This window comes from Streptomyces sp. APSN-46.1, assembly GCF_022815725.1.
Classification (GTDB): domain Bacteria; phylum Actinomycetota; class Actinomycetes; order Streptomycetales; family Streptomycetaceae; genus Streptomyces.
The window spans coordinates 293,957-317,361 of record NZ_JALGRF010000001.1 but is presented as its reverse complement, the minus strand read 5'-3'; the positions used below and the strand labels follow the sequence as shown (position 1 = coordinate 317,361).

General features: G+C 72.5%; 18 protein-coding genes and 1 pseudogene. 10 read left to right on the top strand and 9 right to left on the bottom strand.

Annotated features, from left to right (window positions below):
- Window positions 1–92: 92 nt before the first annotated feature.
- From MTF65_RS01420 to MTF65_RS01410, 3 genes are all read left to right on the top strand, one after another.
- Complete coding sequence (locus tag MTF65_RS01420) at window positions 93–572, top strand: Lrp/AsnC family transcriptional regulator (protein WP_243626311.1); 480 nt, start codon at window positions 93–95, stop codon at window positions 570–572.
- Window positions 573–618: 46 nt separating this feature from the next.
- Window positions 619–1,296: an HAD family phosphatase gene (locus MTF65_RS01415; RefSeq protein WP_243626310.1), complete on the top strand. Its 678-nt coding sequence runs from the start codon at window positions 619–621 to the stop codon at window positions 1,294–1,296.
- A 100-nt stretch (window positions 1,297–1,396) separates the two neighbouring features.
- Window positions 1,397–2,527 carry an FAD-dependent oxidoreductase gene (locus MTF65_RS01410; protein ID WP_243626309.1) on the top strand — a complete coding sequence of 377 codons (1,131 nt, stop codon included), beginning with the start codon at window positions 1,397–1,399 and terminating at the stop codon, window positions 2,525–2,527.
- Between the two features lie 18 nt (window positions 2,528–2,545).
- Here the strand turns inward: MTF65_RS01410 and mltG are convergent, their stop codons facing one another.
- Window positions 2,546–3,415 carry an endolytic transglycosylase MltG gene (gene mltG, locus MTF65_RS01405; RefSeq protein WP_243626308.1) on the bottom strand — a complete coding sequence of 290 codons (870 nt, stop codon included), beginning with the start codon at window positions 3,413–3,415 and terminating at the stop codon, window positions 2,546–2,548.
- Window positions 3,416–3,478: 63 nt separating this feature from the next.
- On the bottom strand, window positions 3,479–5,347 hold the full coding sequence (locus MTF65_RS01400) for an ABC transporter ATP-binding protein (protein WP_243626307.1): 1,869 nt from the start codon (window positions 5,345–5,347) through the stop codon (window positions 3,479–3,481).
- A 100-nt stretch (window positions 5,348–5,447) separates the two neighbouring features.
- Between MTF65_RS01400 and MTF65_RS01395 the strand changes: the two genes are divergently transcribed.
- The 4 genes from MTF65_RS01395 (at window position 5,448) to MTF65_RS01380 (ending at window position 12,639) form a co-directional block, all read left to right on the top strand.
- A complete protein-coding gene (locus MTF65_RS01395) occupies window positions 5,448–5,945 on the top strand; it encodes a MarR family winged helix-turn-helix transcriptional regulator (RefSeq protein WP_374207133.1) in 498 nt (165 codons plus the stop codon).
- Window positions 5,946–5,973: 28 nt separating this feature from the next.
- Complete coding sequence (locus MTF65_RS01390) at window positions 5,974–8,922, top strand: FAD-binding and (Fe-S)-binding domain-containing protein (RefSeq protein ID WP_243626306.1); 2,949 nt, start codon at window positions 5,974–5,976, stop codon at window positions 8,920–8,922.
- 112 nt (window positions 8,923–9,034) lie between these two features.
- A complete protein-coding gene (locus tag MTF65_RS01385) occupies window positions 9,035–10,861 on the top strand; it encodes an ABC transporter ATP-binding protein (protein ID WP_243626305.1) in 1,827 nt (608 codons plus the stop codon).
- Window positions 10,858–12,639, top strand: a complete 1,782-nt coding sequence (locus tag MTF65_RS01380) for an ABC transporter ATP-binding protein (RefSeq protein WP_243626304.1) — start codon at window positions 10,858–10,860, stop codon at window positions 12,637–12,639. The genes MTF65_RS01385 and MTF65_RS01380 overlap by 4 nt, the downstream gene beginning before the upstream one ends.
- Window positions 12,640–12,772: 133 nt before the next feature.
- On the opposite strand, the gene MTF65_RS01375 is transcribed toward MTF65_RS01380, so the two are convergent.
- Complete coding sequence (locus tag MTF65_RS01375; RefSeq protein ID WP_243626303.1) at window positions 12,773–13,564, bottom strand: metal-dependent hydrolase; 792 nt, start codon at window positions 13,562–13,564, stop codon at window positions 12,773–12,775.
- An 83-nt stretch (window positions 13,565–13,647) separates the two neighbouring features.
- Here MTF65_RS01375 and MTF65_RS01370 point away from each other — a divergent pair.
- The 3 genes and pseudogenes from MTF65_RS01370 to MTF65_RS01360 all read left to right on the top strand — a co-directional run bounded on the left by MTF65_RS01370 (window position 13,648) and on the right by MTF65_RS01360 (window position 17,575).
- Window positions 13,648–16,231: pseudogene (locus tag MTF65_RS01370) on the top strand (DEAD/DEAH box helicase).
- 55 nt (window positions 16,232–16,286) lie between these two features.
- Window positions 16,287–17,165: an acyl-CoA thioesterase II gene (locus MTF65_RS01365; RefSeq protein WP_243626301.1), complete on the top strand. Its 879-nt coding sequence runs from the start codon at window positions 16,287–16,289 to the stop codon at window positions 17,163–17,165.
- Between the two features lie 8 nt (window positions 17,166–17,173).
- Window positions 17,174–17,575: a YchJ family protein gene (locus MTF65_RS01360; protein WP_243626300.1), complete on the top strand. Its 402-nt coding sequence runs from the start codon at window positions 17,174–17,176 to the stop codon at window positions 17,573–17,575.
- Here the strand turns inward: MTF65_RS01360 and MTF65_RS01355 are convergent.
- The 6 genes from MTF65_RS01355 to MTF65_RS01330 form a co-directional block, all read right to left on the bottom strand.
- Window positions 17,539–18,381: a DUF6397 family protein gene (locus tag MTF65_RS01355; RefSeq protein WP_243626299.1), complete on the bottom strand. Its 843-nt coding sequence runs from the start codon at window positions 18,379–18,381 to the stop codon at window positions 17,539–17,541. The two genes, MTF65_RS01360 and MTF65_RS01355, sit on opposite strands and share 37 nt — an antisense overlap.
- Before the next feature lie 168 nt (window positions 18,382–18,549).
- Window positions 18,550–18,948, bottom strand: coding sequence for a roadblock/LC7 domain-containing protein (locus tag MTF65_RS01350; RefSeq protein WP_243626298.1), 399 nt, complete (start codon window positions 18,946–18,948; stop codon window positions 18,550–18,552).
- A 163-nt stretch (window positions 18,949–19,111) separates the two neighbouring features.
- A complete protein-coding gene (locus MTF65_RS01345) occupies window positions 19,112–19,786 on the bottom strand; it encodes an ATP/GTP-binding protein (protein WP_243626297.1) in 675 nt (224 codons plus the stop codon).
- A complete protein-coding gene (locus tag MTF65_RS01340; RefSeq protein ID WP_243626296.1) occupies window positions 19,786–20,175 on the bottom strand; it encodes a DUF742 domain-containing protein in 390 nt (129 codons plus the stop codon). Before MTF65_RS01340 ends, MTF65_RS01345 begins: the two co-directional genes overlap by 1 nt.
- A gap of 17 nt (window positions 20,176–20,192) precedes the next feature.
- Window positions 20,193–20,636, bottom strand: a complete 444-nt coding sequence (locus MTF65_RS01335; protein WP_243626295.1) for a roadblock/LC7 domain-containing protein — start codon at window positions 20,634–20,636, stop codon at window positions 20,193–20,195.
- The gene (locus tag MTF65_RS01330) at window positions 20,633–23,323 is read right to left on the bottom strand and encodes a nitrate- and nitrite sensing domain-containing protein (RefSeq protein ID WP_243626294.1); all 2,691 of its coding nucleotides are present in this window, start codon (window positions 23,321–23,323) and stop codon (window positions 20,633–20,635) included. Before MTF65_RS01330 ends, MTF65_RS01335 begins: the two co-directional genes overlap by 4 nt.
- Window positions 23,324–23,405 lie beyond the last annotated feature (82 nt).

Here is a 23,405-nt window from a genome sequence, read left to right as displayed (position 1 = left end):
TGCGGTTCGGCCTCTCGGGCGCGCCCGGATGTACCCGCATCGGGCGTATTGCGGGCGTATTGCCCCCACTGGACCATTGGTACAGTCACGGCATGGCGGTGGATGAGCTCGACACCCGGATCCTGCGCCTGCTGATCGAGCAGCCGCGCACCAGCGTCCGCGAGTACGCCCGGCTCCTCGGCGTCGCGCGCGGCACCCTCCAGGCCCGCCTGGACCGGCTGGAGCGCACCGGGGTGATCACCGGCACGGGTCCGGTGCTGTCCCCCGCCGCGCTCGGCCACCCGGTGCTGGCGTTCGTCCACATCGAGGTCACCCAGGGGCACCTGGACGAGGTCGGCGACGCGCTGGCCGCCGTACCCGAGATCATCGAGGCCTTTTCGATCACCGGCGGCGGGGATCTGCTGACCCGGGTGGCGGCGCGCGACAACGCCCACCTGGAGGACGTGATCCAGCGGCTGATCCGGCTCCCGGGCGTGGTCCGCACCCGCACGGAGGTCGCTCTGCGTGAGCGTGTCCCGCACAGGCTGCTGCCGCTGGTCGAGGCAGTGGGAAGAGCGGCTGCAAAATCCTAACAAGATGGCCTCAACACGTACACGACCGGCAGAACGGGCGCAACGGATGATTTCCGTCATATTCGATCTCGACGGCACCCTCGTGGACAGCGAGCCGAACTACTACGAGTCCGGGCGCCGCACGCTGGAAAGGCACGGAGTACCCGGTTTCACATGGGAGCAGCACTCCCGCTTCATCGGCATCGGCACCCTGGAAACGCTGGAGATCCTCAAGGAGCGGTACGGGATCCCGGCGCCGGTGGAGCAACTGCTCGCGGAGCAGAACGCCGCCTACCTGGCGCTGTCCCGCACCGGTACCGAGGTCTTCCCCGAGATGCGGAAGTTCGTGGAGCGGCTGCACGCCGAGGATGTTCCGATGGCCGTCGCCTCCGGCTCCTCCCGCGAGGCCATCGAGGCCGTACTGGCCGGTACGGGGCTGGACGCACTGCTGACCGTGGCGGTCTCCGCCGAGGAGGTCGCGCACGGCAAGCCCGCCCCGGACGTGTTCCTGGAGGCGGCGCGCCGCCTCGGTTCCGATCCGGCGGACTGCGTGGTCGTCGAGGACACGGCTCCGGGCGCCGAGGCCGCCCGCGCGGCCGGCATGGGCTGCCTGGCGGTCCCGTACGTGACGACCACCGCCGGCGATCCGGCGTTCGCGAGCGCCGGGCTGATGTTCCGGGGCGGGCAGCGGGAGTTCAGCGCCGAGACCGCCTACGAGTGGGTCAGCGAGCACCCGGCCGCCTGAGGCCCGCCCCGCGTCGGTCAGGGTCGGTCAGAGCGTCCGGCCGGCGCCCTAGGCCCGGCCGGGCGGGAAGATCTCGCCGCACCGCCTAGTTAGTAGAACCGTGAACAATTTTGCGCGGGGCGCGGCGGACAGGCACGTGGACGTGGTGGTCATCGGGGCCGGGCAGGCGGGCCTGTCCAGCGCGTACCACCTGAGCCGGGCGGGGATCGGGCACGTGGTCCTGGACCACGCGCGCCGGCCCGGCGGGGCCTGGCAGTTCCGCTGGCCCTCGCTCACGTACGGCAGGGTGCACGGGATGCACGCGCTGCCCGGCATGGAGCTCACCGGCGCGGACCCGCTGCGGCCCTCGTCGGAGGTGATCGGGGGGTACTTCGCCGCCTACGAGGAGCGGTTCGGCCTGCGCGTACGGCGCCCCGTGGACGTCACGGCGGTACGGGACGGGGCGGACGGGCGGCTCCTGGTGGAGTCCTCGGCCGGCACGTGGTCGGCGAGGGCCCTGATCAACGCCACCGGGACCTGGGACCGGCCGTTCTGGCCGCGTTATCCGGGCCAGGAGACCTTCCGGGGCCGCCAGCTGCACACCGCGAACTACCCAGGACCTGGCGAGTTCGTCGGGTCCCGGGTGATCGTGGTGGGCGGCGGCACCTCGGCGGTGCAGCACCTGCTGGAGATATCCGAGGTGGCGGCCGAGACCACCTGGGTGACGCGCCGGCCCCCGGTGTTCCGCGACGGGAGTTTCGGCGAGGCCGAGGGCCGGGCGGCGGTGGCGCTGGTGGACGAGCGGGTACGCCAGGGCCTGCCGCCGCAGAGCGTGGTCAGCGTGACGGGGCTCCCGCTGAACGAGGCCGTCCGCGCCGGTCTCGACTCGGGGGTGCTGGACCGCCGGCCCCTGTTCGCCCGAATCACCCCCGCGGGAGCCGTCTGGGCCGACGGGCGGCAGGTGGAGGCCGACGTGATCCTGTGGGCCACCGGGTTCCGGGCTGCCGTGGACCACTTGGCCCCGCTGCGCCTGCGCGAGCCGGGCGGCGGCATCCGCGTGGAGGGGACCCGGGCGGTCCGCGACGAGCGCGTCCACCTGGTCGGCTACGGCCCGTCGGCATCGACCATCGGCGCCAACCGCGCGGGCGGCGCCGCCGTCCGCGAGATCCGCCGCCTCCTCGCCCGCGCGGAACGCGGCGACACCCGCGCACCGGCAACACTCACCGCGGCCTCGCCGGCCGTCGCCGTCTAGCCGCCGTCCAGGGACCCTTCAGGGGTGGCCGGCGCGGGGGCCCGCGTGGGCCCGCCCGGCGGCCGCGCGGTTCCGGTTGAACTCCGCGACGTGCTTCTTGTGCTCCTCGTAGGTGGCCGAGAACCGGGTGTCCCCCGGCTTCACCGTGACGAAGAACAGCCAGTCGCCGGGCGTCGGCGCGACCGCGGCCGCCAGGGCTTCGAGTCCCGGACTGTCGATCGGCGTGGGCGGCAGCCCCTGGCGTTCATACGTGTTGAACGGGTGGTCGATCCGGGTGTCGTTCAGCGTGACGTCCACGGTGTGGCGGTTCAGCGCGTAGTTGAGGGTGGAGTCCATCTGGAGCGGCATCGACTTGGCCAGCCGGTTGTGGACCACCCGGGCGACCTTGCCCATGTCGGCGCCGCTGTCGGCCTCCGCCTCGATGATGCTGGCGAGCGTGGCCGTCTGGTAGGGGGTCATGCCGTGCGTCCTGGCACCGTCGGCGACGGCCCGTGTGGCGAGCTTCCGGTTCGCCGTCCGCACCATGTACCCGAGGAGCTCGCCCGGCGTGCTCTTCGAGGTCACCGGATACGTCGCGGGGAAGAGGAAGCCCTCCGGGTTGCCCTTGGCCTCCACGGGCAGGGGCAGCGCGGCCGTCGCGACCGCCGCCTTCGTCGAGCCCGCCGGGAGCTTCAGCTCGCGGTCGATGGCGGCGTAGACCTGCGGGGCCCGCAGACCCTCGCGGATCAGCAGCTGGCGCGGTGTCTCGGGCGCCTCCTCGCCGGGCAGCAGCAGCGTGACCAGGACCGCCGCCCCGATCGTGAACGCGGTGCCGAAGAGGAGCGCCAGCCGTCCCCGGCGCGTGAGCCGGGTACGGCGCTGATGAGGCAGCCGGTACTCATGAGGCATGCGGGCACGCTAACCCGCGAGGCCCCTCAATCCGGGCAGCCCACCCGCGAACCGGTCATACGGTCACACCTTCACCGGCGCGGGTTCGCCGAACCGGGTGGTCGCAGACCCTCGTCGCGGCGCCGCGTCCCGGTCCCGCCGGACCAGTGCCGCGTACCGGCCGCCTGCGGCCAGCAGTTCCTCGTGCGTGCCGCGCTCGACGATGCGGCCCTTGTCCAGGACCACGATCTGGTCGGCGTCGCGGACGGTGGAGAGGCGGTGCGCGATGGTGATGGTGGTGCGGCCCCGCGACAGGTTGTCGATGGCCTGCTGTACGGCATGCTCCGTACGGGTGTCCAGGGCGCTGGTCGCCTCGTCCAGGATCAGCACCGGCGGGTCGCGCAGGATGGTGCGGGCGATGGCGAGGCGCTGCTTCTCCCCGCCGGAGAAGCGGTAGCCGCGCTCGCCGACCAGGGTGTCGTACCCGTCGGGCAGGGACGCGATGTGGTCGTGGATCTGGGCCGCGCGGGCCGCCTCGGCTATCTCCTCGTCGGTGGCGTCGGGTTTGGCGAAGCGCAGGTTGTCGGCGACCGAGGCGTGGAAGAGGTAGGTCTCCTGCGAGACCACGCCGATGGAGCGGGCCAGCGAATCGAAGTCGAGGTCGCGCACGTCCACTCCGTCGAGGGCGACCCGGCCGCCGGTGACGTCGTAGAGCCGGGGCACCAGGTAGCTCAGAGTGCTCTTGCCGGAGCCGGTCGGGCCGACCACGGCGAGGGAGCCGCCGGCGGGGACGGTGATGTCGATGTCCGTCAGGGTGGGGCCGCTCTTGGCCTCGTACGCGAAGTCCACGCCCTCCAGCCGGATCTCGCCCTTGGCGCGCTCCAGCCGGATCGGGTCCTCGCGCTCGGTGATGTCCACAGGAAGGTCGAGGTACTCGAAGATACGGGTGAACAGCGCGAGCGAGGTCTGGATCTGCACGCCGGTCGACAGCAGGCTCACGGCGGGCCGGAACAGGCCCTGCTGGAGGGTGACGAAGGCGACGAGGGTGCCGACGGAGAGCGAGGGGGCGCCTGTCTGCAGGGCGATGCCCGCCGCCCAGTAGATGAGCGCGGGCATGGCGGCCATGACGATGCCGATAGTGGACATCCGCCACCGCCCGGCCATGCTGGAGCGCACCTCCAGTCCGACGAGCTTCTCGGACTCCTCGGCGAAGGACGAGGTCAGCGAGTCGGCGCGGCCCATGGTACGGCCGAGCAGGATGCCGCTGACCGAGAGGGACTCGGTGACGGTCGCGGCCATGGCCGCCATCTGCTTCTGCCGCTGCAAGGTGATCTTCTTGCGCTCGCGGCCGACCCGACGGCTGATCCACACGAACACGGGGAGCAGGAGCAGTGAGACGAGGGTGAGCCGCCAGTCGAGCGCGAGCATCGCGACGACGGAGGCGATGACGGCCGTGAAGTTGGAGACGAGCGAGGTCGCGGTGGAGGTGACCGTGGCCTGCATGCCGCCGATGTCGTTGGCTATGCGGGACTGCACCTCGCCGGTGCGCGTGCGGGTGAAGAAGGCCAGCGGCATCCGCTGGAGCTGGGCGTAGACGGCGGTGCGCAGGTCGTGCATGACGCGCTGGCCGACCGTGGTGGAGATCAGGGTCTGGAGCACGCCGAACACGCTGGTGACGACCGCGATGAGGATCATGCCGAGCGCGAGCAGGCTCAGCAGCCCCGTGCGGCCCTGCGGGATCGCGACGTCGAGGATCTCCTTGAGCAGGAACGGCGAGGCGACGCCGACCAGCGAGGACGCGCAGACCAGCACTCCGACGACGGCGAGCCGGCCGCGGTACGGCCTGAAGAGGGAGACGATGCGGCGCAGTTCACGCGGCTGTTCCGCCGGGGCCGGGCGGCTGGGATCGAGGGGATCTTTCGATGGCGTCCACTTCGGTTCTTCGGGGCGCATGGGCCTCCTTCTGACGAGACTCACATGAGCATAGCTCATTGTTACCTATGCTCACAATGAATCCTGTCCTGATACTGTTTCCCATTATGAGGACAGCAGCATGAACACCGCCTCCGAGAGCGAACTCCCCGGCACCGGCAGCACCACCGGCAGCGCCGACAGCACCAACGGCATGCTCGCCGAGCAGCTGCTGCGGCTGACCCGACGGCTGCACCGCATCCAGAAGCGCCATCTGGAGCCGCTCGGGATCACTCCGGCCCAGTCAAGGCTGCTCCGCCTGGTCTCGCACTACGACGGCGGGACCTCCCCCCGAATGGCGGATCTCGCGGCCCGCCTGGAGGTCGTCCCCCGCGCCGTGACCACGCTCGTGGACGGCCTGGAGGCGGCCGACTGCGTCCGCCGCGCGCCCGACCCGGCGAACCGGCGCGTCATCCGGATCGAGCTGACCGACACCGGCCGCGCCACGCTGCGGCGGCTGCGCAACGCGCGAACCGACGCGGCAGAGGAGATCCTGGCTCCATTGACCGCCGCACAGCGCGAGGTGCTCGGCGGCCTGCTCAACGCTCTGGCGGACGCCCCGGCGGAGCGCCGCTGCTGAGAACACCCGCCTGGCCGAGGGGGCACCGATGCCGCTGCTGGAACCGAAGCCGGGGACCCTGCGCCCGCGCGGCATCGCCGGTCCTGCCCCGGACCGGGTGCCCGAGCGGCGCGCCTCCGGCACCCCGGAGGTGCTGCGCACCGAGCTGACCGAGCTGCTGGGCGCCGAGAAGGTGCTGTGGCAGGTCTCCGACCTGGTCCGCTACGCCTCCGACGCCTCCCCGTACCGGTTCGTGCCGCAGGTCGTGGTGATCGCCGAGGACATCGACGACATCTCCGCGGTCCTCTCGTATGCCCACGGCCGGCAGCGCGAGGTCGTCTTCCGCGCCGCCGGGACCTCGCTCAACGGCCAGGCCCAGGGTGAGGACATCCTGGTCGACGTCCGCCGCCACTGGGCCGGGATCGAGGTCCTGGACGACGGCCGCCGCGCCCGGATCCGGCCCGGCACCACCGTCTTCCGGGCCAACGCCGCGCTCGCCCGGCACGGCCGGATCCTCGGCCCGGACCCGGCCAGCGCCATCGCCTGCACCCTCGGCGGGGTCGTCGCGAACAACTCCTCCGGCATGACCGCCGGGACCACGAGGAACTCGTACCGCACGCTCTCCTCCCTCACCCTGGTGCTGCCGAGCGGGACGGTCGTGGACACCGCCGACCCGCTGGCCGACGAGGAGCTGGCGCGCGCCGAACCGGCCCTGTGCCGCGGGCTGATGGACATCAAACGGGAGATCGAGGCCGATCCGGACCTGGTCGCCAGGATCCGCGCCAAGTACGAGATCAAGAACACCACCGGTTACCGTCTCGACGCCTACCTGGACGGCAAGACGCCCGTCGAGATCCTGCGCGGGCTGATGGTCGGCTCGGAGGGCACTCTCGGCTTCATCGCCGAGGTCGTCTTCGACACCCTGCCGCTGGACCGCGAGGTGACGAGCGCGCTGCTGTTCTTCCCCTCCCTGCCCGCCGCGGCCGCGGCCGTACCGCTCTTCAACGAGGCCGGGGCCCTGGCCGTCGAGGTGATGGACGGCAACACCCTGCGGGCCTCCGTCAGCGTCGAGGGCGTGCCCGCCGACTGGGCCGGGCTCCCGAGGGACACCACCGCGCTGCTCGTGGAGTTCCGCGCGCCGGACGAGGCGGGCCGCGCGGAGTACGAGCGCCGCGCGGGCGAGGTCCTGGCCGGGCTCGACCTCGTGGCACCGGTGGCCTCGGTCACCAACACCTTCACCCGCGACCCGAAGACCATCTCCGGCTACTGGAAGGCCCGCAAGGCGTTCGTCGCCGCCGTCGGCGGAGCCCGCGCCCCCGGCACCACCCTGATCACCGAGGACTTCGCGGTACCTCCCTCCCGGCTGGCCGAGGCCTGTGAGGCGCTCCTCGCCCTCCAGGCGGAGCACGGCTTCGACGCGGCCGTCGCCGGTCACGCCGCCCACGGCAACCTGCACTTCCTGCTGGCCTTCGACGCCGCCGAACCGGCCGACGTCGAGCGGTACGCGGCGTTCATGGACGCGTTCTGCCGGCTGACGGTCGAGCGGTTCGACGGCTCCCTGAAGGCCGAGCACTCCACCGGCCGCAATATCGCCCCCTTCCTGGAGCTGGAGTGGGGTCCCAAGGCGACCGAGCTGATGTGGCGCACCAAGCGGGTCGTGGACCCGGACGGCCTGCTCGCCCCGCGGATCCTCCTCGACCGGGACCCGAAGGGGCATCTGCGCGGCCTCAAGACGATCCCGCGGGTGGAGGCGGTGGCCGACCCGTGCATCGAGTGCGGCTTCTGCGAACCGACCTGCCCCAGCAAGGATCTGACGACCACGCCGCGGCAACGGATCCTGCTGCGGCGCGAGATGATGCGCCAGCAGCCGGGCTCCCCGGTGCTGGACCGGCTGCTGGAGGCCTACGGCTACGACGCCGTGGACACCTGCGCGGGCGATTCCACCTGCAAGCTCGCCTGCCCGGTCGGGATCGACACGGGCGCGCTGATGAAGGACTTCCGTCATCGCCGGCACGGCCCGCGCGAGGAGCGGGCCGCCGCACTGGCCGCACGGCGGTTCCGTACGGTCGAGGCCGCCGCCCGGCTGACCGTGGCCGCCGCCGACGGGCTGACCGACCGGCTGCCCGACCGGGCCGGGGAGCGGCTGCTGGAGGCGGTCACCGGGGCCGCGCGGAAAGCCGTACGTCCCGACCTGGTTCCGCGGTGGCTGCCGCGGATCCCCGGCGCCGCGGCCCGGAAGCCGCCCGCCACCCGACGGGTGGGCGCCGCTGCCGTGTACTACCCGGCCTGCGTGAACCGGATCTTCGGCGGGCCGGCCGGGCATCCCGGGCCCTCCCTGCCGGAGGCGGTCGTCGAAGTGTCCGAGCGGGCCGGGAAACCGGTGTGGATCCCCCGCGATGTGACCGGCACCTGCTGCGCGACGATCTGGCACTCCAAGGGGTACGAAGCCGGCGCCCGGGTCATGGCCAACACGATCGTGGCGGCCGCCTGGGGCTGGACGGCGGGCGGGCGGCTACCGCTGGTGGTCGACGCGTCCTCCTGCGCCCTCGGCCTCGCCCACGAGGTGGTCCCGTACCTGACCGACGACAACCGGGCGCTGCACGCGGAGCTCACGATCGTGGACTCGGTCGTGTGGGCGGCGCGGGAGCTGCTGCCGCACCTGCGGGTGGTGCGCACCGTCGGATCCGCGGTGCTCCACCCCACCTGCTCCATGCGCCATTTGGGTGACGAGGCGGAGCTCCGGGCGGTGGCCGAGGCCTGCGCCGAGGAGGTGGTGGTCCCGGACGACGTGGGCTGCTGCGCCTTCGCGGGCGACCGGGGGATGCTGCACCCCGAGCTGACGGCCTCGGCGACGGCGCGCGAGGCCGCGGAGGTGACGGCGCGGCACTTCGACGCGCACCTGTCGGCGAACCGGATGTGCGAGGTGGGCATGGACCTGGCCACCGGGCGCGGCTACTACTCGGTCCTGCTCGAACTGGAGCGGGCGACGCGTCCCTGAGCGGTAAGAACTCCCTGTGTCAGGCCATGGCCAACGCAAAATCGATTGCCCGGCTTCGGTCCGGAAGGCGAACCTTGTACGGCTTGAACCACTCACCGAGCCATGGGGCGTCATGCAGATCAGCGATCTTCCGTATCCGGACCCAGGGGTACCCGACGCTCGTTCCGGCCCGCGCTTCCTGATGTGGCTGGGGCGCGGACAACTCGGCGGCCAGCTCAAGAGCCTGGGCTGGGGACTGGTGCACTTCGGCGGCATCGCCGGACTCCCCTACGCCGTGGGCCTCGGCGTCGACGCGGTCGTGGAGCGCGACGGCACCCGGCTGCTGCTGGTCGGCGCGCTGCTGGTGATCCTCGGCATCGCCATCTCCCTCGGCGACGCCATGCTCCACCGGACCGCCGTCACCAACTGGATCACGGCCGCAGCGCGTGTGCAGCAGCTGCTCGCCCGCAAGACCGCCGAGCTCGGCTCCGCCCTGACCCGGCGGGTCGCGGCCGGGGAAGTGGTGGCGGTCTCCACCGGCGACGTGGAGAAGATCGGCTGGTTCGTCGAGGCGGTCTCCCGCTTCCTCGCCGCCGCCTTGTCCCTCGTCCTCATCTGTGTCGGCCTGCTCCTCTACGCGCCCGCGATCGGCGTGGTCGTGGCGATCGGCATCCCGGTGCTCGCCCTGGCCGTACTGCCGCTGCTGCCGCGCGCCACCCAGCGTGCCGACGTCCAGCGCGAGAAGGCGGGCAGGGCCACCGAGCTGGCCTCCGACACCGTGGCGGGCCTGCGGGTGCTGCGCGGTATCGGCGGCGAGGAGCTGTTCCTGGGCCGCTACCGCGAGGCGTCACAGGATGTCCGCAAGGCGGCCGTGCGCAGCGCCCGGATGTGGGCGCTGATCTCCGCGATCCAGGTGGTCCTCCCGGGCGCGCTGCTGATCACGGTGGTCTGGTACGGATCCACGCTCGTGCTGGACGGCCGGCTGGCGGTCGGCGAACTCGTCGCGGCCTTCAGCGCGGTGGCCACGATGCTCTACCCCCTGCGGCACTTCGAGGAGATCGCCATGGCGTACTCCTTCTCGCGGCCGTCCGCCAAGCGGGCGGCCCGTGTGCTGTCCCTGACGCGTACCGGTGCCGAGGCGGAGCCCGAGAGCGCCGCGCCCGCGGACGCACCGGCTCCGGGCGGGGACCTGTACGACCCGGAGACGGGGCTGCTGGCCCCCGCTGGCCGGTTCACCGCCGTCGTGTGCGGGGATCCCGACCTGGCGGGGCGGCTCGCGGAACGCCTCGGCGGGCACCCCATGGACCTGGACGGCGAGGCCTCCGTACTGCTGGGCGGGGTCGCGCTGGACGCCCTCGCGCTGGACACGGCGCGCGAGCTGGTCCTCGTACAGGACAAGGATCCGGTGCTGCTGTCCGGGACGCTGCGCGAGCTGCTCGGCGTACCGGCGTCCGGGGCGGTCGGGGCCGGGGCGGCACTGGCGGCCGCCCAGTGCGGGGACGTTCTGGACGCGCTGCTGCAGTCGGCGCCGGACGGGGTGAGCGACCCGATGGACGCGCGGATCACCGAGCGCGGCCGGTCGCTGTCCGGCGGGCAGCGCCAACGGCTCGCGCTGGCGCGCTCGCTGGTCACCGATCCGGAGGTGCTGGTCCTGGACGAGCCGACCTCGGCGGTGGACTCGCACACCGAGGCACGGATCGCCGACGGGCTCGCGTCCCTGCGCGCGGGGCGCACCACGGTCGTACTGGCGTCCTCGCCGCTGCTGCTGGACCGGGCGGAGCGGGTCGTCCTGATCCACGAGGGCGCGGTCGCGGCGTTCGGCACGCACCGTGAACTGCTGCGCGGCGAACCGCGCTACCGGGCGGTCGTCACCCGCGAGACGGACGAGGAACAGCGGCTCGCCCGCCTTGAACTGGCACAGCTGGAAGAGGCACTCACAGAGATCGAGGAATCCGCATGATCGGCGTGGCGCCACCGGAGTACGATCCGGCGGCCCCCGAATCGGCCGCGACCCTGCCCGTGGGCACGGCGGCGACCGTACGGGGATATGTGCGCGGCCTGCTGCGACGGCACCGGCGGGCCTTCGTGGTGCTGGTGGCGGTCAACGCGGTCGCGGTGATCGCCTCCATGGTCGGCCCGTACCTGCTCGGCCAGGTCGTGGACGACCTCGCCGCGGGGGCGCGTGAGCTCCGTCTGGGGCGCGTGGCGCTGCTGTTCGCGCTGGCGCTCGCCGTGCAGACGTTCTTCGTCCGGCTGGTCCGGCTGCGCGGGGCGATGCTCGGCGAGGAGATGCTGGCCGACCTGCGCGAGGACTTCCTGGTGCGCTCGGTGGGGCTGCCGCCGGGCGTGCTGGAGCGGGCGGGCACCGGCGACCTGCTGTCGCGGATCACGACCGACATCGACCGGCTCGCCAACGCCATGCGGGAGGCCGTGCCCCAGCTGGCCATCGGTGTGGTGTGGGCCGGGCTGCTCTACGGGGCACTCGCGGTGACCGCGCCCCCGCTGGCACTGGCCGCGCTGCTGGCACTGCCGATCCTGGTGACCGGCTGCCGCTGGTACTTCAAGCGGGCGCCCTCGGCGTACCGCTCGGAGGCGGCCGGGTACGCGGCGGTCGCGGCGGCGCTCACCGAGACGGTGGACGCGGGCCGCACGGTCGAGGCGCACCGCCTCGGCGCGGGCCGAATCGCCCTGTCGGAGCGGCGCATTTCCCAGTGGGTGGGGTGGGAACGGTACACATTGTTCCTGCGGACGGTCCTCTTCCCGGTCATCAACGCCACCTACGTCACGATCCTCGGCTCCGTGCTGATGATCGGCGGCTACTGCGTGCTGCGGGGCTGGATGTCGGTGGGGCAGCTGACCACGGGCGCGCTGCTGGCACAGATGATGGTCGATCCGATCGGCCTGATCCTGCGCTGGTACGACGAACTGCAGATCGCCCAGGTCTCGCTGGCCCGGCTGGTGGGCGTCCGGGAGATCGAGCCGGACGCGGGCGACGCCGCCGTGTCCCCGCAGGGGCGGTCCGTCCGGGCCGACGAGGTGCGCTTCGGCTACCGGGAGGGCGTGGACGTACTGCACCAGGTGTCGATGTCCGTGCCGCCGGGCACCCGGATGGCGCTGGTGGGCCCCTCGGGCGCCGGAAAGTCCACGCTGGGCCGGCTGCTGGCGGGCATCTACGCGCCCCGGACCGGCGAGATCACCCTGGGCGGGGCCCGGCTGGCGCACATGCCGGCGGAGCGGGTGCGCGAGCACGTGGCGCTGGTCAACCAGGAGCACCACGTGTTCGTGGGTTCGCTGCGGGACAACCTCCGGCTGGCCCGTACGGGCGCGGTGGACGCCGAGTTGTGGGCGGCGCTGGGCGCGGTGGAAGCGGACGGCTGGGCGCGCGCCCTGGAGTCCGGCCTGGACACCGAGGTCGGCTCCGGCGGCTACGCGCTGACGCCGGCTCAGGCCCAGCAGATCGCACTGGCCCGGCTGGTGCTGGCGGACCCGCACACGCTGGTCCTGGACGAGGCCACGTCGCTGCTGGACCCGCGGGCGGCCCGGCACCTGGAGCGTTCGCTGGCCCGGGTGCTCGACGGCCGCACGGTCATCGCGATCGCGCACCGGCTGCACACCGCGCACGACGCGGATGTGATCGCGGTGGTCGAGGGCGGCCGGATCAGCGAGCTGGGCTCGCACGACGACCTGGTCGCGGCCGACGGAGCGTACGCGGCGCTGTGGCGCTCCTGGCACGGCTGACCCGCTCGTCGGGCCCGCGGCGCGGGCCCGGGGTCGCGGGTCCGGGGCCGCGGGTCCGCACTCCGGCCGGGGTGCGGACCCGCGCCGCGGGCCGCTGACGGCTGGGTTCTGCCCGGACAGGGTCTATCAGGGTCTAGATGAAGCCGAGGGCGGACGCGCCGCCGACTCCGCCGAGCAGCATGAACACCGGCATGAGGACCTTGAGCTCCACCCAGCTGCCCGCGCGGAAGCGCATCGTCTTCGGCGGGCCGATCGGGTACCAGCGCTTCCCGGCGATGGGGAGGGGCCACAGGATCGGGCAGCCCGAAACGGTCAGCGCATCGCCGATGTCGTGGACGAGGGCGCCCAGCAGGATCGGCAGGCCGAGCCAGAGGTACTCCTGGCCGGGGCCGGTGAACAGCCAGCCCGCGCCGTTGCCGGGCTGGTCGAGCACGCCGGCGAGTATCCAGGCGCTGGTCGCTCCGAGCAGCCACACGAGGACGTCGCTGGACATCCGGGCCGCCCGCCACAGCAGGCCCTCGACGGCCAGGACCAGGTGGACGAAGAGCAGCGCGAGCACGCCCCAGCGGTCGGCGGTGACGGCGAGCGCGGAGGAGCCGCCGCCGATCAGGACGGCCCAGAGCCAGGTGTGCGTCAGGGTGCGGTGGCCGCCGGTGCGGCGGGCGTCTCGCGGGGCGCGGGTGGCCTTGTAGACCGAGTAGGAGATCTTGTCGACCACCTCGCACAGCCCTCGGGAGAGCGGGCCGAAGGCGCGCGAGATCGTCGCCGACTTGTGGTCGAGGTCGGGGGCGAGGGCGGCGCCCGCGCACATGAGCGCGCCGACGACGAGGACCGGCCACGGCATCGGGTGTCCGGCGGCCGCGGTGGCCGCGCCCACCCCCAGCCAGGCCGCTGCCCCGGACAGTGAGTGCGCCGGACCCATCATGCTTCGTTCCCGCCCCAGTCCTGTGTGTCCGGGCCCTGTTGTCGGTGTCGTTCGGGCCCGCTCGACGGCACAGCGTACCTTCGGTGATCTTCGTTCCATCCGCCGGTTCCCTCATCCGGGGGGAAGCCAGGCAAGATGGGGGGTGTGACCCTCATTGATCAGCTCCCGCCGACCGCCGACCCCGATGCCCTCTTCGAGGCTTTCTCCTCGTGGGCGGAGGACCGGGGCATCACCCTGTACCCGGCGCAGGAGGAGGCGCTGATCGAGGTCGTCTCCGGGGCCAACGTGATCCTGTCCACCCCGACCGGCTCCGGCAAGAGCCTGGTCGCGGCGGGCGCGCACTTCACCGCCCTGGCCCAGGACAAGGTCACCTTCTACACCGCTCCGATCAAGGCGCTGGTCTCGGAGAAGTTCTTCGACCTGTGCAAGCTGTTCGGCACCGAGAACGTCGGCATGCTGACCGGCGACGCCTCCGTGAACGCGGACGCCCCCGTGATCTGCTGCACGGCCGAGGTGCTGGCCTCCATCGCGCTGCGTGACGGCAAGTACGCCGACATCGGCCAGGTCGTGATGGACGAGTTCCACTTCTATGCCGAGCCGGACCGCGGCTGGGCCTGGCAGATCCCCCTGCTGGAGCTGCCGCAGGCGCAGTTCATCCTGATGTCGGCGACCCTCGGCGACATGAAGCGGTTCGAGGAGGACCTGACCCGGCGCACCGGCCGGCCGACCTCGGTGGTCCGCTCCGCGTCCCGGCCCGTCCCGCTGTCGTACGAGTACGTCACCACGCCGATCACCGACACCATCACCGAGCTGCTGGAGACCCGGCAGGCCCCGGTGTACATCGTGCACTTCACGCAGGCCCAGGCGGTCGAGCGGGCGCAGTCGCTGATGAGCATCAACATGTGCACCCGCGAGGAGAAGGACAAGATCGCCGAGCTGATCGGCAACTTCCGCTTCACCACCAAGTTCGGCCAGAACCTCTCCCGGTACGTCCGGCACGGTATCGGCGTGCACCACGCGGGCATGCTGCCCAAGTACCGGCGACTGGTCGAGAAGCTGGCGCAGGCCGGACTGCTGAAGGTGATCTGCGGTACCGACACCCTGGGCGTCGGCGTCAACGTCCCGATCCGCACCGTGCTGTTCACCGCGCTCACCAAGTACGACGGCAACCGGGTCCGCACGCTGCGCGCCCGCGAGTTCCACCAGATCGCCGGCCGCGCCGGGCGGGCCGGCTTCGACACGGCGGGCTTCGTGGTCGCCCAGGCGCCCGAGCACGTCATCGAGAACGAGAAGGCCCTCGCCAAGGCGGGCGACGACCCGAAGAAGCGCCGCAAGGTGGTCCGCAAGAAGGCTCCCGAGGGCTTCGTCGCCTGGTCGGACACCACCTTCGAGAAGCTGATCGGGGCCGACCCGGAGCCGCTGACCTCGCGCTTCAAGGTCACCAACATCATGCTGCTGTCGGTCATCGCCCGCCCGGGCGACGCGTTCACGGCGATGCGCCACCTCCTGGAGGACAACCACGAGCCGCGCAAGGCCCAGCTGCGGCACATCCGCCGGGCCATCGCGATCTACCGTTCGCTGCTGGACGGAGGCGTCGTGGAGAAGCTCGACACCCCGGACGCGGAGGGCCGCACCATCCGGCTCACCGTGGACCTCCAGCAGGACTTCGCGCTCAACCAGCCGCTGTCCACCTTCGCGCTGGCCTCCTTCGACCTGCTGGACCCGGAATCCCCCTCCTACGCGCTGGACATGGTCTCCGTCGTGGAGTCCACGCTGGACGACCCGCGCCAGATCCTGGCCGCCCAGCAGAACAAGGAGCGCGGCATCGCGATCGGCCAGATGAAGGCCGACGGGATGGAGTACGAGGAGCGGATGGAGCGGCTCCAGGACGTCACCTATCCCAAGCCGCTGGAGGAGCTGCTCCTCCACGCCTACGACGTGTACGCCAAGAGCCACCCGTGGGTCCGCGACCACCCGGTCTCCCCGAAGTCGATCATCCGCGACATGTACGAGCGCGCGATGACCTTCACCGAGTTCACCTCCTTCTACGAGCTCGCCCGCACCGAGGGCATCGTGCTGCGCTACCTGGCGAGCGCGTTCAAGGCGCTGGACCACACCATCCCCGACGACCTCAAGTCGGAGGACCTCCAGGACCTCATCGCCTGGCTGGGCGAACTCGTCCGCCAGGTCGACTCCAGCCTCCTGGACGAGTGGGAGCAGCTGGCGAACCCGGAGGTGGAGACGGCGGAGCAGGCCCAGGAGAAGGCCGATCAGGTCAAGCCGGTCACCGCTAACTCCCGTGCCTTCCGCGTCCTGGTCCGCAACGCGATGTTCCGCCGGGTGGAGCTGGCGGCCCTGGACCACGTCAACGTGCTGGGCGAGCTGGACGGCGACTCGGGTTGGGACGCCGACGCCTGGGGCGAGGCCATGGACGGCTACTGGGACGAGTACGACGACCTGGGCACCGGCCCGGACGCGCGCGGACCGAAGCTGCTGATGATCGAGGAGGACGCGGAGCACGGCCTGTGGCGCGTCCGCCAGACCTTCGCCGACCCCAACGGGGACCATGGCTGGGGCATCAGCGCCGAGGTGGACCTCGCGGCCTCCGACGCGGAGGGCCGGGCGGTCATCCGCGTCACCTCGGTCGGAGAACTCGGCGCGCTCTGACTCCCCCGGACCTGATACCGGACCTGACAGTGGACCTGACAGTGGAGAACCTCTGATGACGAATCCCGCCGAGAGGCTCGTCGATCTGCTCGACCTGGAGCAGATCGAGGTCAATATCTTTCGCGGCGCCAGCCCGCAGGAGTCCCTCCAGCGTGTCTTCGGCGGGCAGGTCGCCGGGCAGGCGCTGGTGGCCGCGGGCCGTACCACCGAGAGCGACCGGCCGGTCCATTCGCTGCACGCGTACTTCCTGCGCCCCGGCATCCCCGGGGTGCCGATCGTGTACCAGGTGGAGCGGGTCCGCGACGGGCGTTCCTTCACCACGCGCCGGGTCACCGCGGTCCAGCAGGGCAAGACCATCTTCAATCTGACCGCCTCCTTCCATCATCCTGAGGAGGGCGGCATCGAGCACCAGCTGCCTCCTCACCACGTCCCTCACCCGGACACGCTCCCCAAGGTCGCGGACGAGATCCGCGAGCACCTGGGCGCGCTGCCGGAGGCGCTGGAGCGGATGGCCCGCCGTCAGCCCTTCGACATCCGGTACGTGCACCGGCTCCGCTGGACTCCCGAGGAGCTCAAGGACGCCGATCCGCGCAGCGCGGTGTGGATGCGCGCGGTCGGCCCGCTGGGCGACGACCCGCTCGTGCACACCTGCGCCCTCACCTATGCCAGTGACATGACCCTCCTCGACGCCGTGCGCATCCCCGTGGAGCCCCTGTGGGGCATGCGCGGTTTCGACATGGCCTCGCTGGACCACGCCATGTGGTTCCACCGGCCGTTCCGGGCGGACGAGTGGTTCCTGTACGACCAGGAGTCACCCATCGCGCACGGCGGCCGGGGCCTGGCCCGCGGCCGGATCTACGACCTGGAGGGCAGGCTGCTGGTCTCCGTGGTCCAGGAAGGCCTGTTCCGCCCGTACTCGTCCCCGAAGAGCTGAGCGCATCCATGCCCACCCCGGACCTCCCCTGCCCCTGCGGGCTGCCCGCCGCCTACCCGGAGTGCTGCGGCCGCTTCCACTCCGGTGCCCAGCAGGCGCCCACCGCCGAGCTGCTGATGCGGTCCCGGTTCAGCGCCTTCGCCGTCGGCGACAGCGCCTACCTGCTGCGCTCCTGGCACTCCACCACCCGCCCGGGCCGGCTCGACCTGGATCCCGGGCAGCGCTGGGAGCGGCTGGAGATCCTCGCCACCGAGCGCGGCGGGATGTTCGAGACGGAGGGCTCGGTGGAGTTCCGGGCGCACTACCGCGAGGGCGGGCACACCGGCTCGCTGCACGAGCACAGCGCCTTCTCCCGCGAGGGTGGGGCCTGGGTCTACGTCGGCCCCCTCTCCCCCGTCGACTTCGGCTGACCCCGGGCGCCGGTCAGGGCGAAGTCCAGGCTGGTGCGGTACCAGTGGATCTCGTCCGGCGGCTCCGCCCGCAGCAGCCGGAGCGCCACGGCGGCGGCCGCCGGAATCTGCGGGTGCCCGTAGGGCGGGGGCGGGGCGAGCGCCGCGAGGACGATCCGCTCCGCCGGATCGGGCACGGCCTCCCGCACCTCGTCCTCGGGCAGCACCGAGGCCAGGACGGCGGCCCGCTCCCAGGGGTCAGCGGTGCGTCTCAGCAGGAGTCCCACATGCCGCCCACGCCACTTCCGGGGGCGAAGATCCGCCTTGGCCGCCATCAGCTCCCGGTCCTCCGGCGGCGCGATGTCGCGCAGCATCGCGGGTTCCCGGGAGCCGAACTCCCTGAGTTCCGACGCCAGATAGAGCCAGACCACGGCCCGGTAGCGGTTGATCCGGTACCCGACCGGCGTGAGGTGCCCGCAGCGGGCGAGCCGGGTGAACCGGCTCGGGCTGATGGCGAGCACCTCGGCCGCGGCATCCGCGCCGGCCACGGTCTCGACGCGCCTGCGCAGCGCCTCCGGGAAGCCGACCCCCGACCTGACCCGGTCCAGCTCGGCCTGTGCGAAGCGCGCCGCCCCGCCGGAAGCCCGTGGGCCTGCGCGCACCATGCCGAGCTGAACGGCCCGGGCCAATTCGGCCCGGCGCAGGCCCAGTTCACCGGCTGCCCGGACCCCGCCGACCCAGACCTCCGGCGGTGTCGCCCTTCGTACATCCTTGTCCGAGGCGGTGGCCGCGGCCATGCCCCCCGACGTCTGCGTCTCTACCTTCATCACAGTCCTCCCCCGTGAGCGACGATCACCCTGTGCGAAGACCGTAACTCAGAGTGACGACGCTCGCGAGGCCTGTGGATAACTTTCGGAGGCGGAGGAAGGCGGAGGCGGCGGAAAGCGGGTCTCGGCGGAAAGCGGGCGTCGGAGAAAGGGACCTGAGAGAAGGGGTCAGCCCCCGCTGATGCGGCGCTCCGCGACGCCCAGGTGCTCTCCCACCCGGTTGACCAGCAGCGTCATCTCGTACCCGATCTGGCCGATGTCGGCCTCGGCGGCGCTCAGTACGCACAGGCAGCTGCCCGCGCCCGCCGCCAGCACGAACAGCGCTCCCTCGTCGTACTCGACCATGGTCTGCCGCACCTCACCGGCCCGAAAATGCCGCCCCGACCCCTTCGCCAGGCTCTGCAGGCCGGCGGCGACGGCCGCGAGGTGCTCCGCGTCCTCCCGCGCCAGCCCGGCGCTCGCCCCCGTCACCAGCCCGTCGTTGGACAGCACCACCGCGTGCCGGACCTGCTGGACCCGGCGCGTCAGGTCGTCCAGCAGCCAGTCAAGCTGCTTGTCCAGTGCCATTTCGAGCCCCTCCCCGTTAGACGCGGCCCACGTGGCCGCGCCCCACCCGCGTAAGTCGTGCGGCAAGCCTTGCCCACCAGCCGCTTCCCGGCAAGGAGGATGTCCCCTTGGCGAGGAAGATGACTGAAGAGGAATGGCGGGCGTCGGCCTTCCGTTCCCGTTCTCACACGGAACCCGCCTGCGGCTCCACCGAGTCGAGCAGCCGGGCGGTGTGCACCCGCCCGGCGTACTCGACCAGTCTGATCAGCACTTCCTTCCCCGAGTCCTTGTCCCGCGCGTCGCACAGCACCACCGGTGTCCCCTGATCCAGGTCCAGTGCCTTCGACACCTCGTGCGCTCCGTAACGCCGCGCGTCCGTGAAGCAGTTGACGGCCACCACGAAGGGGATCCGCCGGTGTTCGAAGTAGTCCACCGCCGGGAAGCAGTCCTCCAGCCGGCGGGTGTCGGCGAGCACCACCGCGCCCAGCGCGCCCTGCGACAGCTCGTCCCACAGGAACCAGAAGCGGTCCTGCCCCGGAGTCCCGAACAGGTAGAGCGACAGCCCGGACCGGATGGTGATCCGTCCGAAGTCCATGGCGACGGTCGTGGTGGTCTTCTGGTCCACCCCGCCCGTGTCGTCGACCAGTTCGCCCGCCTGGCTCAGCAGCTCCTCCGTCCTCAGCGGCCGGATCTCGCTGACCGCGCCCACGAGCGTGGTCTTCCCGACCCCGAAGCCGCCCGCCACGAGGATCTTCAGCGCGAGCGCGGCCAGCTCCTCGTCCGCATCCGCTCCGGCGGCATCCACGCCAGGGCCGACGGGGCTGGTGTGGCCATCCGTTCCGTTGTCGTGCAGTCCCATCACAGCGCTCGCAATCCTTCGATGACTTCCCGCAGAATCCGCTCGTCCGGCAGCTGGGCGGGCGGCACCGGGCGGCTGACCTTGACGTGCCCGGCCTCCAGCAGGTCTCCGAGGAGGACCCGCACCACCCCCACGGGCAGGTCCGCGTCGGCCGCGAGTTCCGCCACCGACTGGGTCTCGGACCGGCACAGCCCCAGCAGCGCCCGGTGCTCAGGCCCGAGCAGCGACTCGGCCGCCTCGTCGGCGCCGTCGCCGCCGGCGCTGTCCACGACCACCAGCGCGATGAGGTCGAACCGGACTCCGTGGGGTCCCGGCTTCGTGCGCCCCCCGGTCATGGCGTACGGGCGGACGAGCGGGCCCGCCTCGGCGTCGTACCACTGGCCCTTCATGTGCCGGACCGCCCCGCTCAACCGGCGGCCGGCGGCCGCGCCGCGAACCGGGGCGGGGTGTACAGGTGCTCCCCGACCCGCTTCACCAGCCGGGCCATCTCATACGCGATCAGACCGATGTCCGCGCTGGCGGCGCTGAGCACGGCCAGGCAGGAGCCGTCTCCGGCGGCCGCGACGAAGAGGAATCCGTCGTCCATCTCCACCATCGTCTGGCGCACGCCCCCGGAGTGGAAATGCCGGCCCGCGCCCTTCGCCAGGCTGTGGAACCCGGAGGCCACGGCGGCCAGATGCTCGGCGTCCTCCCGGCTGAGCGCGCTGGAAGCGCCCACGGCCAGCCCGTCGTTGGACAGGACCACGGCGTGCCGGACCTCGCGGACCCGGACCACCAGGTCGTCCAGCAGCCAGTCCAGCTCGCCGGACCCGCGCATGCCTTCGAGGTCGATCCTGTGGTGCTCGATCATCGCTGTTCTCCTTCGCTGCCTGCGTGAGGGGAGTTCTCCCGGGAACCGCGGACCCAGCCGGCCCGGTAGGCCGCCATCCGGTCCCGGGCCTGCTCGGGGGTGCGGTCCGGCGGGTCCTCCGGGGGCCGGGCACCGGCCGGGGCCTTCGGGGCAGGGGCCTCGCGCAGCTGCGGGACGAGGCTGGCCTGGCGTACGCGGCGCGGCAGTTCCGTCACCGAGGCGTCGGCTCGGGCGGCGGCCGGCCCCGTGGAATCGAGGGGATCGGCGGGCCTGATGGAGCCGTGCGGGCCTGCGAGGCCGGTGGAGCCGTTGGGAACTGCGGGGCTGGTGGAGCCGTTGGGGACCGCGGGGCTGGTAGCCGGTGCCGCCTGGGTACGAGTGACCGTGCCGCCGGGACCGCGCGGCCGGAGCGGGGCCACCGCGGCGGGGCGCGGTTCCTCCGGTGCGGGGGTCCGGTCCGGGGGCGCGATGCCGCGCGGGTCCTCCCGTACGGCAGCCGAGCGCGCCCCCTCGCGTACGACGCTCATGGCGGCCGCGGCCGACTGCGGGGCCTGCCTTTCCGGTTCCGGTTCCGGTTCCGGTTCCGTCCGGGCCGGGTGCGGGGGCGCCGCGGAACCGGCCGTGATCGCGCCCTGGAGCAGGGAGTTCGGCAGCAGGACCACAGCGGTGGTGCCCCCGTAGGGAGAGGTGCGCAGGTGCACCTTCACACCGTGGCGGGCCGAGAGCCGGCTGACCACGAAGAGCCCGAGCCGGTCGCTGTCGAAGAGGTCGAGGGCCTCGGACTGTTCGATGCGGCGGTTGGCGTCGTTCAGGGATTCGCGGCCCATGCCGAGCCCCCTGTCCTCGACTTCGAGGACGTAGCCGGCGCCGACGGGCTCGCCGCTGACGCGCACTTTGGTGTGCGGCGGGGAGAACTGGGTGGCGTTCTCGATGAGTTCGGCGAGCAGGTGGGTGAGGTCGGCGACCGCGGCGCCGGCGACGGCGGCCTCGGCGAGCTGGCGGACCTCGACGCGCGGGTAGTCCTCGATCTCGGAGACGGCGGCCCGTACGACATTGGTGAGCGGGATCGGCGTCCGCCACGCGCGGCCCGGAGCGGCACCCGAAAGGATGATCAGGCTCTCCGCGTGCCGGCGCATCCGGGTGGTGAGGTGGTCGAGGCGGAACAGGTCGCCGAGCTCGCCCGGGTCGTCGGCGCGCCGTTCCATCGAGTCGAGCAGGGTGAGCTGCTTGTGCACGAGGACCTGGCTGCGGCGGGCGAGGTTGACGAATACGCCGCTCACCCCGCTGGCGAGTTCGGCGCGTTCGACGGCGGCTCCGAGGGCGGCCCGGTGGACGGTCGAGAGGGCCTGGCCCACCTGGGTGACCTCGTCCTCGGCGGGCGGCCCGGGCGGGGTCTCGGCGTCGACGTCGATGTCCTGTCCGGCGCGGAGCCGCTCCATGGCGTCGGGGAGTTTGCGATGGGCGATCTCCAGCGCGGTGTTGCGCAGCGAGACCAGCTCCACGACCAGGACGCGGCCGATGCGGACGGAGATGACGAGCGAGGCGGCGACGGCTGCCAGGCCCAGCAGGACGGCGGCTCCGGCCGGGCTGAGGGCGCCTTCGGAGAAGGGGTCCGCGCGGTCGGCGGCAGCGTCGTGCGCGGCCGTCCCGATCGCGCGCATCGAGGCGGCGACGGCGGTGTACGCGGCGTCCCAGCCGGCGGGGGCGGTGCCCGACTCGCGGCCGGTACCGGCGGCGAGGGCCTTGTCCTCGGCGCCGGTGAGGTCGGCGTAGGCGGAGCTCTGGACGATGGACCGCCAGGTGTCGTGCGAGGCGGCGGGGAGGTCGCCGGCGGAAGCGGCCGTCAGGGCGCGGCGGGCCTCGATGATGCCGGTCAGCTGGCGAAGCGTTTCGGCGTTGCGCGGGCCGGGCACGGCGAGGAGGGCATCCTCGCGGGCGAGGAGTTCCCCGGCCCGGGCGAATTCCAGCAGCACCCGGGCGTCGGGGCCGAGTTCGGCGTCCTCGCCGCCGGAGAGGGCGCCGTCGACGTCGAGGGCGGAGTCGACGAGCTGGGTGTACACCTCGTAGGTGCCGTACGGGGTGGCACGGCGGCCAGTGATGTCCTTGCGGGCGGAGTCGAGCGCTTCGGCGGCCGCGACGAAGGCTCCGAGGCGGACGACGACGGCGGTGCGGTAGTCGCCGGAGTCGGCCACGGTGTGGCTGTCGCCGAGGCGGAGCTGCCGGACGGCGGAATCCGTGCGCCGGGCCTGCTGTTCCAGCGCGGCGGCCTGGTCCGATGCCTGGTCGGCGGCGGGGGCGGCCAGCAGGCGGAGGGCGGCGCGGCGTTCGGCCTGCAGCTCGGTGACGGCCGCGGCGACGGGGGTGCGGATCTGCTCGTCGACGCGCTGGACGCGGCTGAGTCGGGAGATGTCCTGGGCGGTGCTGACCGTGGCGAAGCCCCAGAGGGCGAGCAGCGAGACCACGGGGACCATCAGCAGCGAGACGATCTTCGCTCGGACGGTGCCGGGGCGCAGCCGGAGCCGGGGCCGTGGCCTGCTCTCGGGGAAGGCCGCCGGGGCGGGGTGGGACGTCTCGCGGTCGTCGGCGGGTTCTTCGGCGGGCGGCCCCGCGTGTGCCCGGCGGCCACGCGCCGGGGGCGCGGGCAGCCGCGGCGCCGCTGCTTCCGGTTTTCTGCGGGGTATGCGCATGGGCTCCTCGTTCCGGGGAGGTACGGCGGTGCGTCAGTACGTGCGGACAGGCGGCGGGGGGCCTGCCGGGGGTGGGGCGGGG

Coding starts and splice junctions, on each gene's coding strand:
- MTF65_RS01420 (WP_243626311.1), top strand. CDS start 93: ATGGCGGTGGATGAGCTCGACACCCGGATCCTGCGCCTGCTGATCGAG.
- MTF65_RS01415 (WP_243626310.1), top strand. CDS start 619: ATGATTTCCGTCATATTCGATCTCGACGGCACCCTCGTGGACAGCGAG.
- mltG (WP_243626308.1), bottom strand. CDS start 3,415: ATGCCTCATGAGTACCGGCTGCCTCATCAGCGCCGTACCCGGCTCACG.
- MTF65_RS01400 (WP_243626307.1), bottom strand. CDS start 5,347: ATGCGCCCCGAAGAACCGAAGTGGACGCCATCGAAAGATCCCCTCGAT.
- MTF65_RS01395 (WP_374207133.1), top strand. CDS start 5,448: ATGAACACCGCCTCCGAGAGCGAACTCCCCGGCACCGGCAGCACCACC.
- MTF65_RS01390 (WP_243626306.1), top strand. CDS start 5,974: ATGCCGCTGCTGGAACCGAAGCCGGGGACCCTGCGCCCGCGCGGCATC.
- MTF65_RS01385 (WP_243626305.1), top strand. CDS start 9,035: ATGCAGATCAGCGATCTTCCGTATCCGGACCCAGGGGTACCCGACGCT.
- MTF65_RS01380 (WP_243626304.1), top strand. CDS start 10,858: ATGATCGGCGTGGCGCCACCGGAGTACGATCCGGCGGCCCCCGAATCG.
- MTF65_RS01375 (WP_243626303.1), bottom strand. CDS start 13,564: ATGATGGGTCCGGCGCACTCACTGTCCGGGGCAGCGGCCTGGCTGGGG.
- MTF65_RS01365 (WP_243626301.1), top strand. CDS start 16,287: ATGACGAATCCCGCCGAGAGGCTCGTCGATCTGCTCGACCTGGAGCAG.
- MTF65_RS01360 (WP_243626300.1), top strand. CDS start 17,174: ATGCCCACCCCGGACCTCCCCTGCCCCTGCGGGCTGCCCGCCGCCTAC.
- MTF65_RS01355 (WP_243626299.1), bottom strand. CDS start 18,381: ATGAAGGTAGAGACGCAGACGTCGGGGGGCATGGCCGCGGCCACCGCC.
- MTF65_RS01350 (WP_243626298.1), bottom strand. CDS start 18,948: ATGGCACTGGACAAGCAGCTTGACTGGCTGCTGGACGACCTGACGCGC.
- MTF65_RS01345 (WP_243626297.1), bottom strand. CDS start 19,786: ATGGGACTGCACGACAACGGAACGGATGGCCACACCAGCCCCGTCGGC.
- MTF65_RS01340 (WP_243626296.1), bottom strand. CDS start 20,175: ATGAAGGGCCAGTGGTACGACGCCGAGGCGGGCCCGCTCGTCCGCCCG.
- MTF65_RS01335 (WP_243626295.1), bottom strand. CDS start 20,636: ATGATCGAGCACCACAGGATCGACCTCGAAGGCATGCGCGGGTCCGGC.
- MTF65_RS01330 (WP_243626294.1), bottom strand. CDS start 23,323: ATGCGCATACCCCGCAGAAAACCGGAAGCAGCGGCGCCGCGGCTGCCC.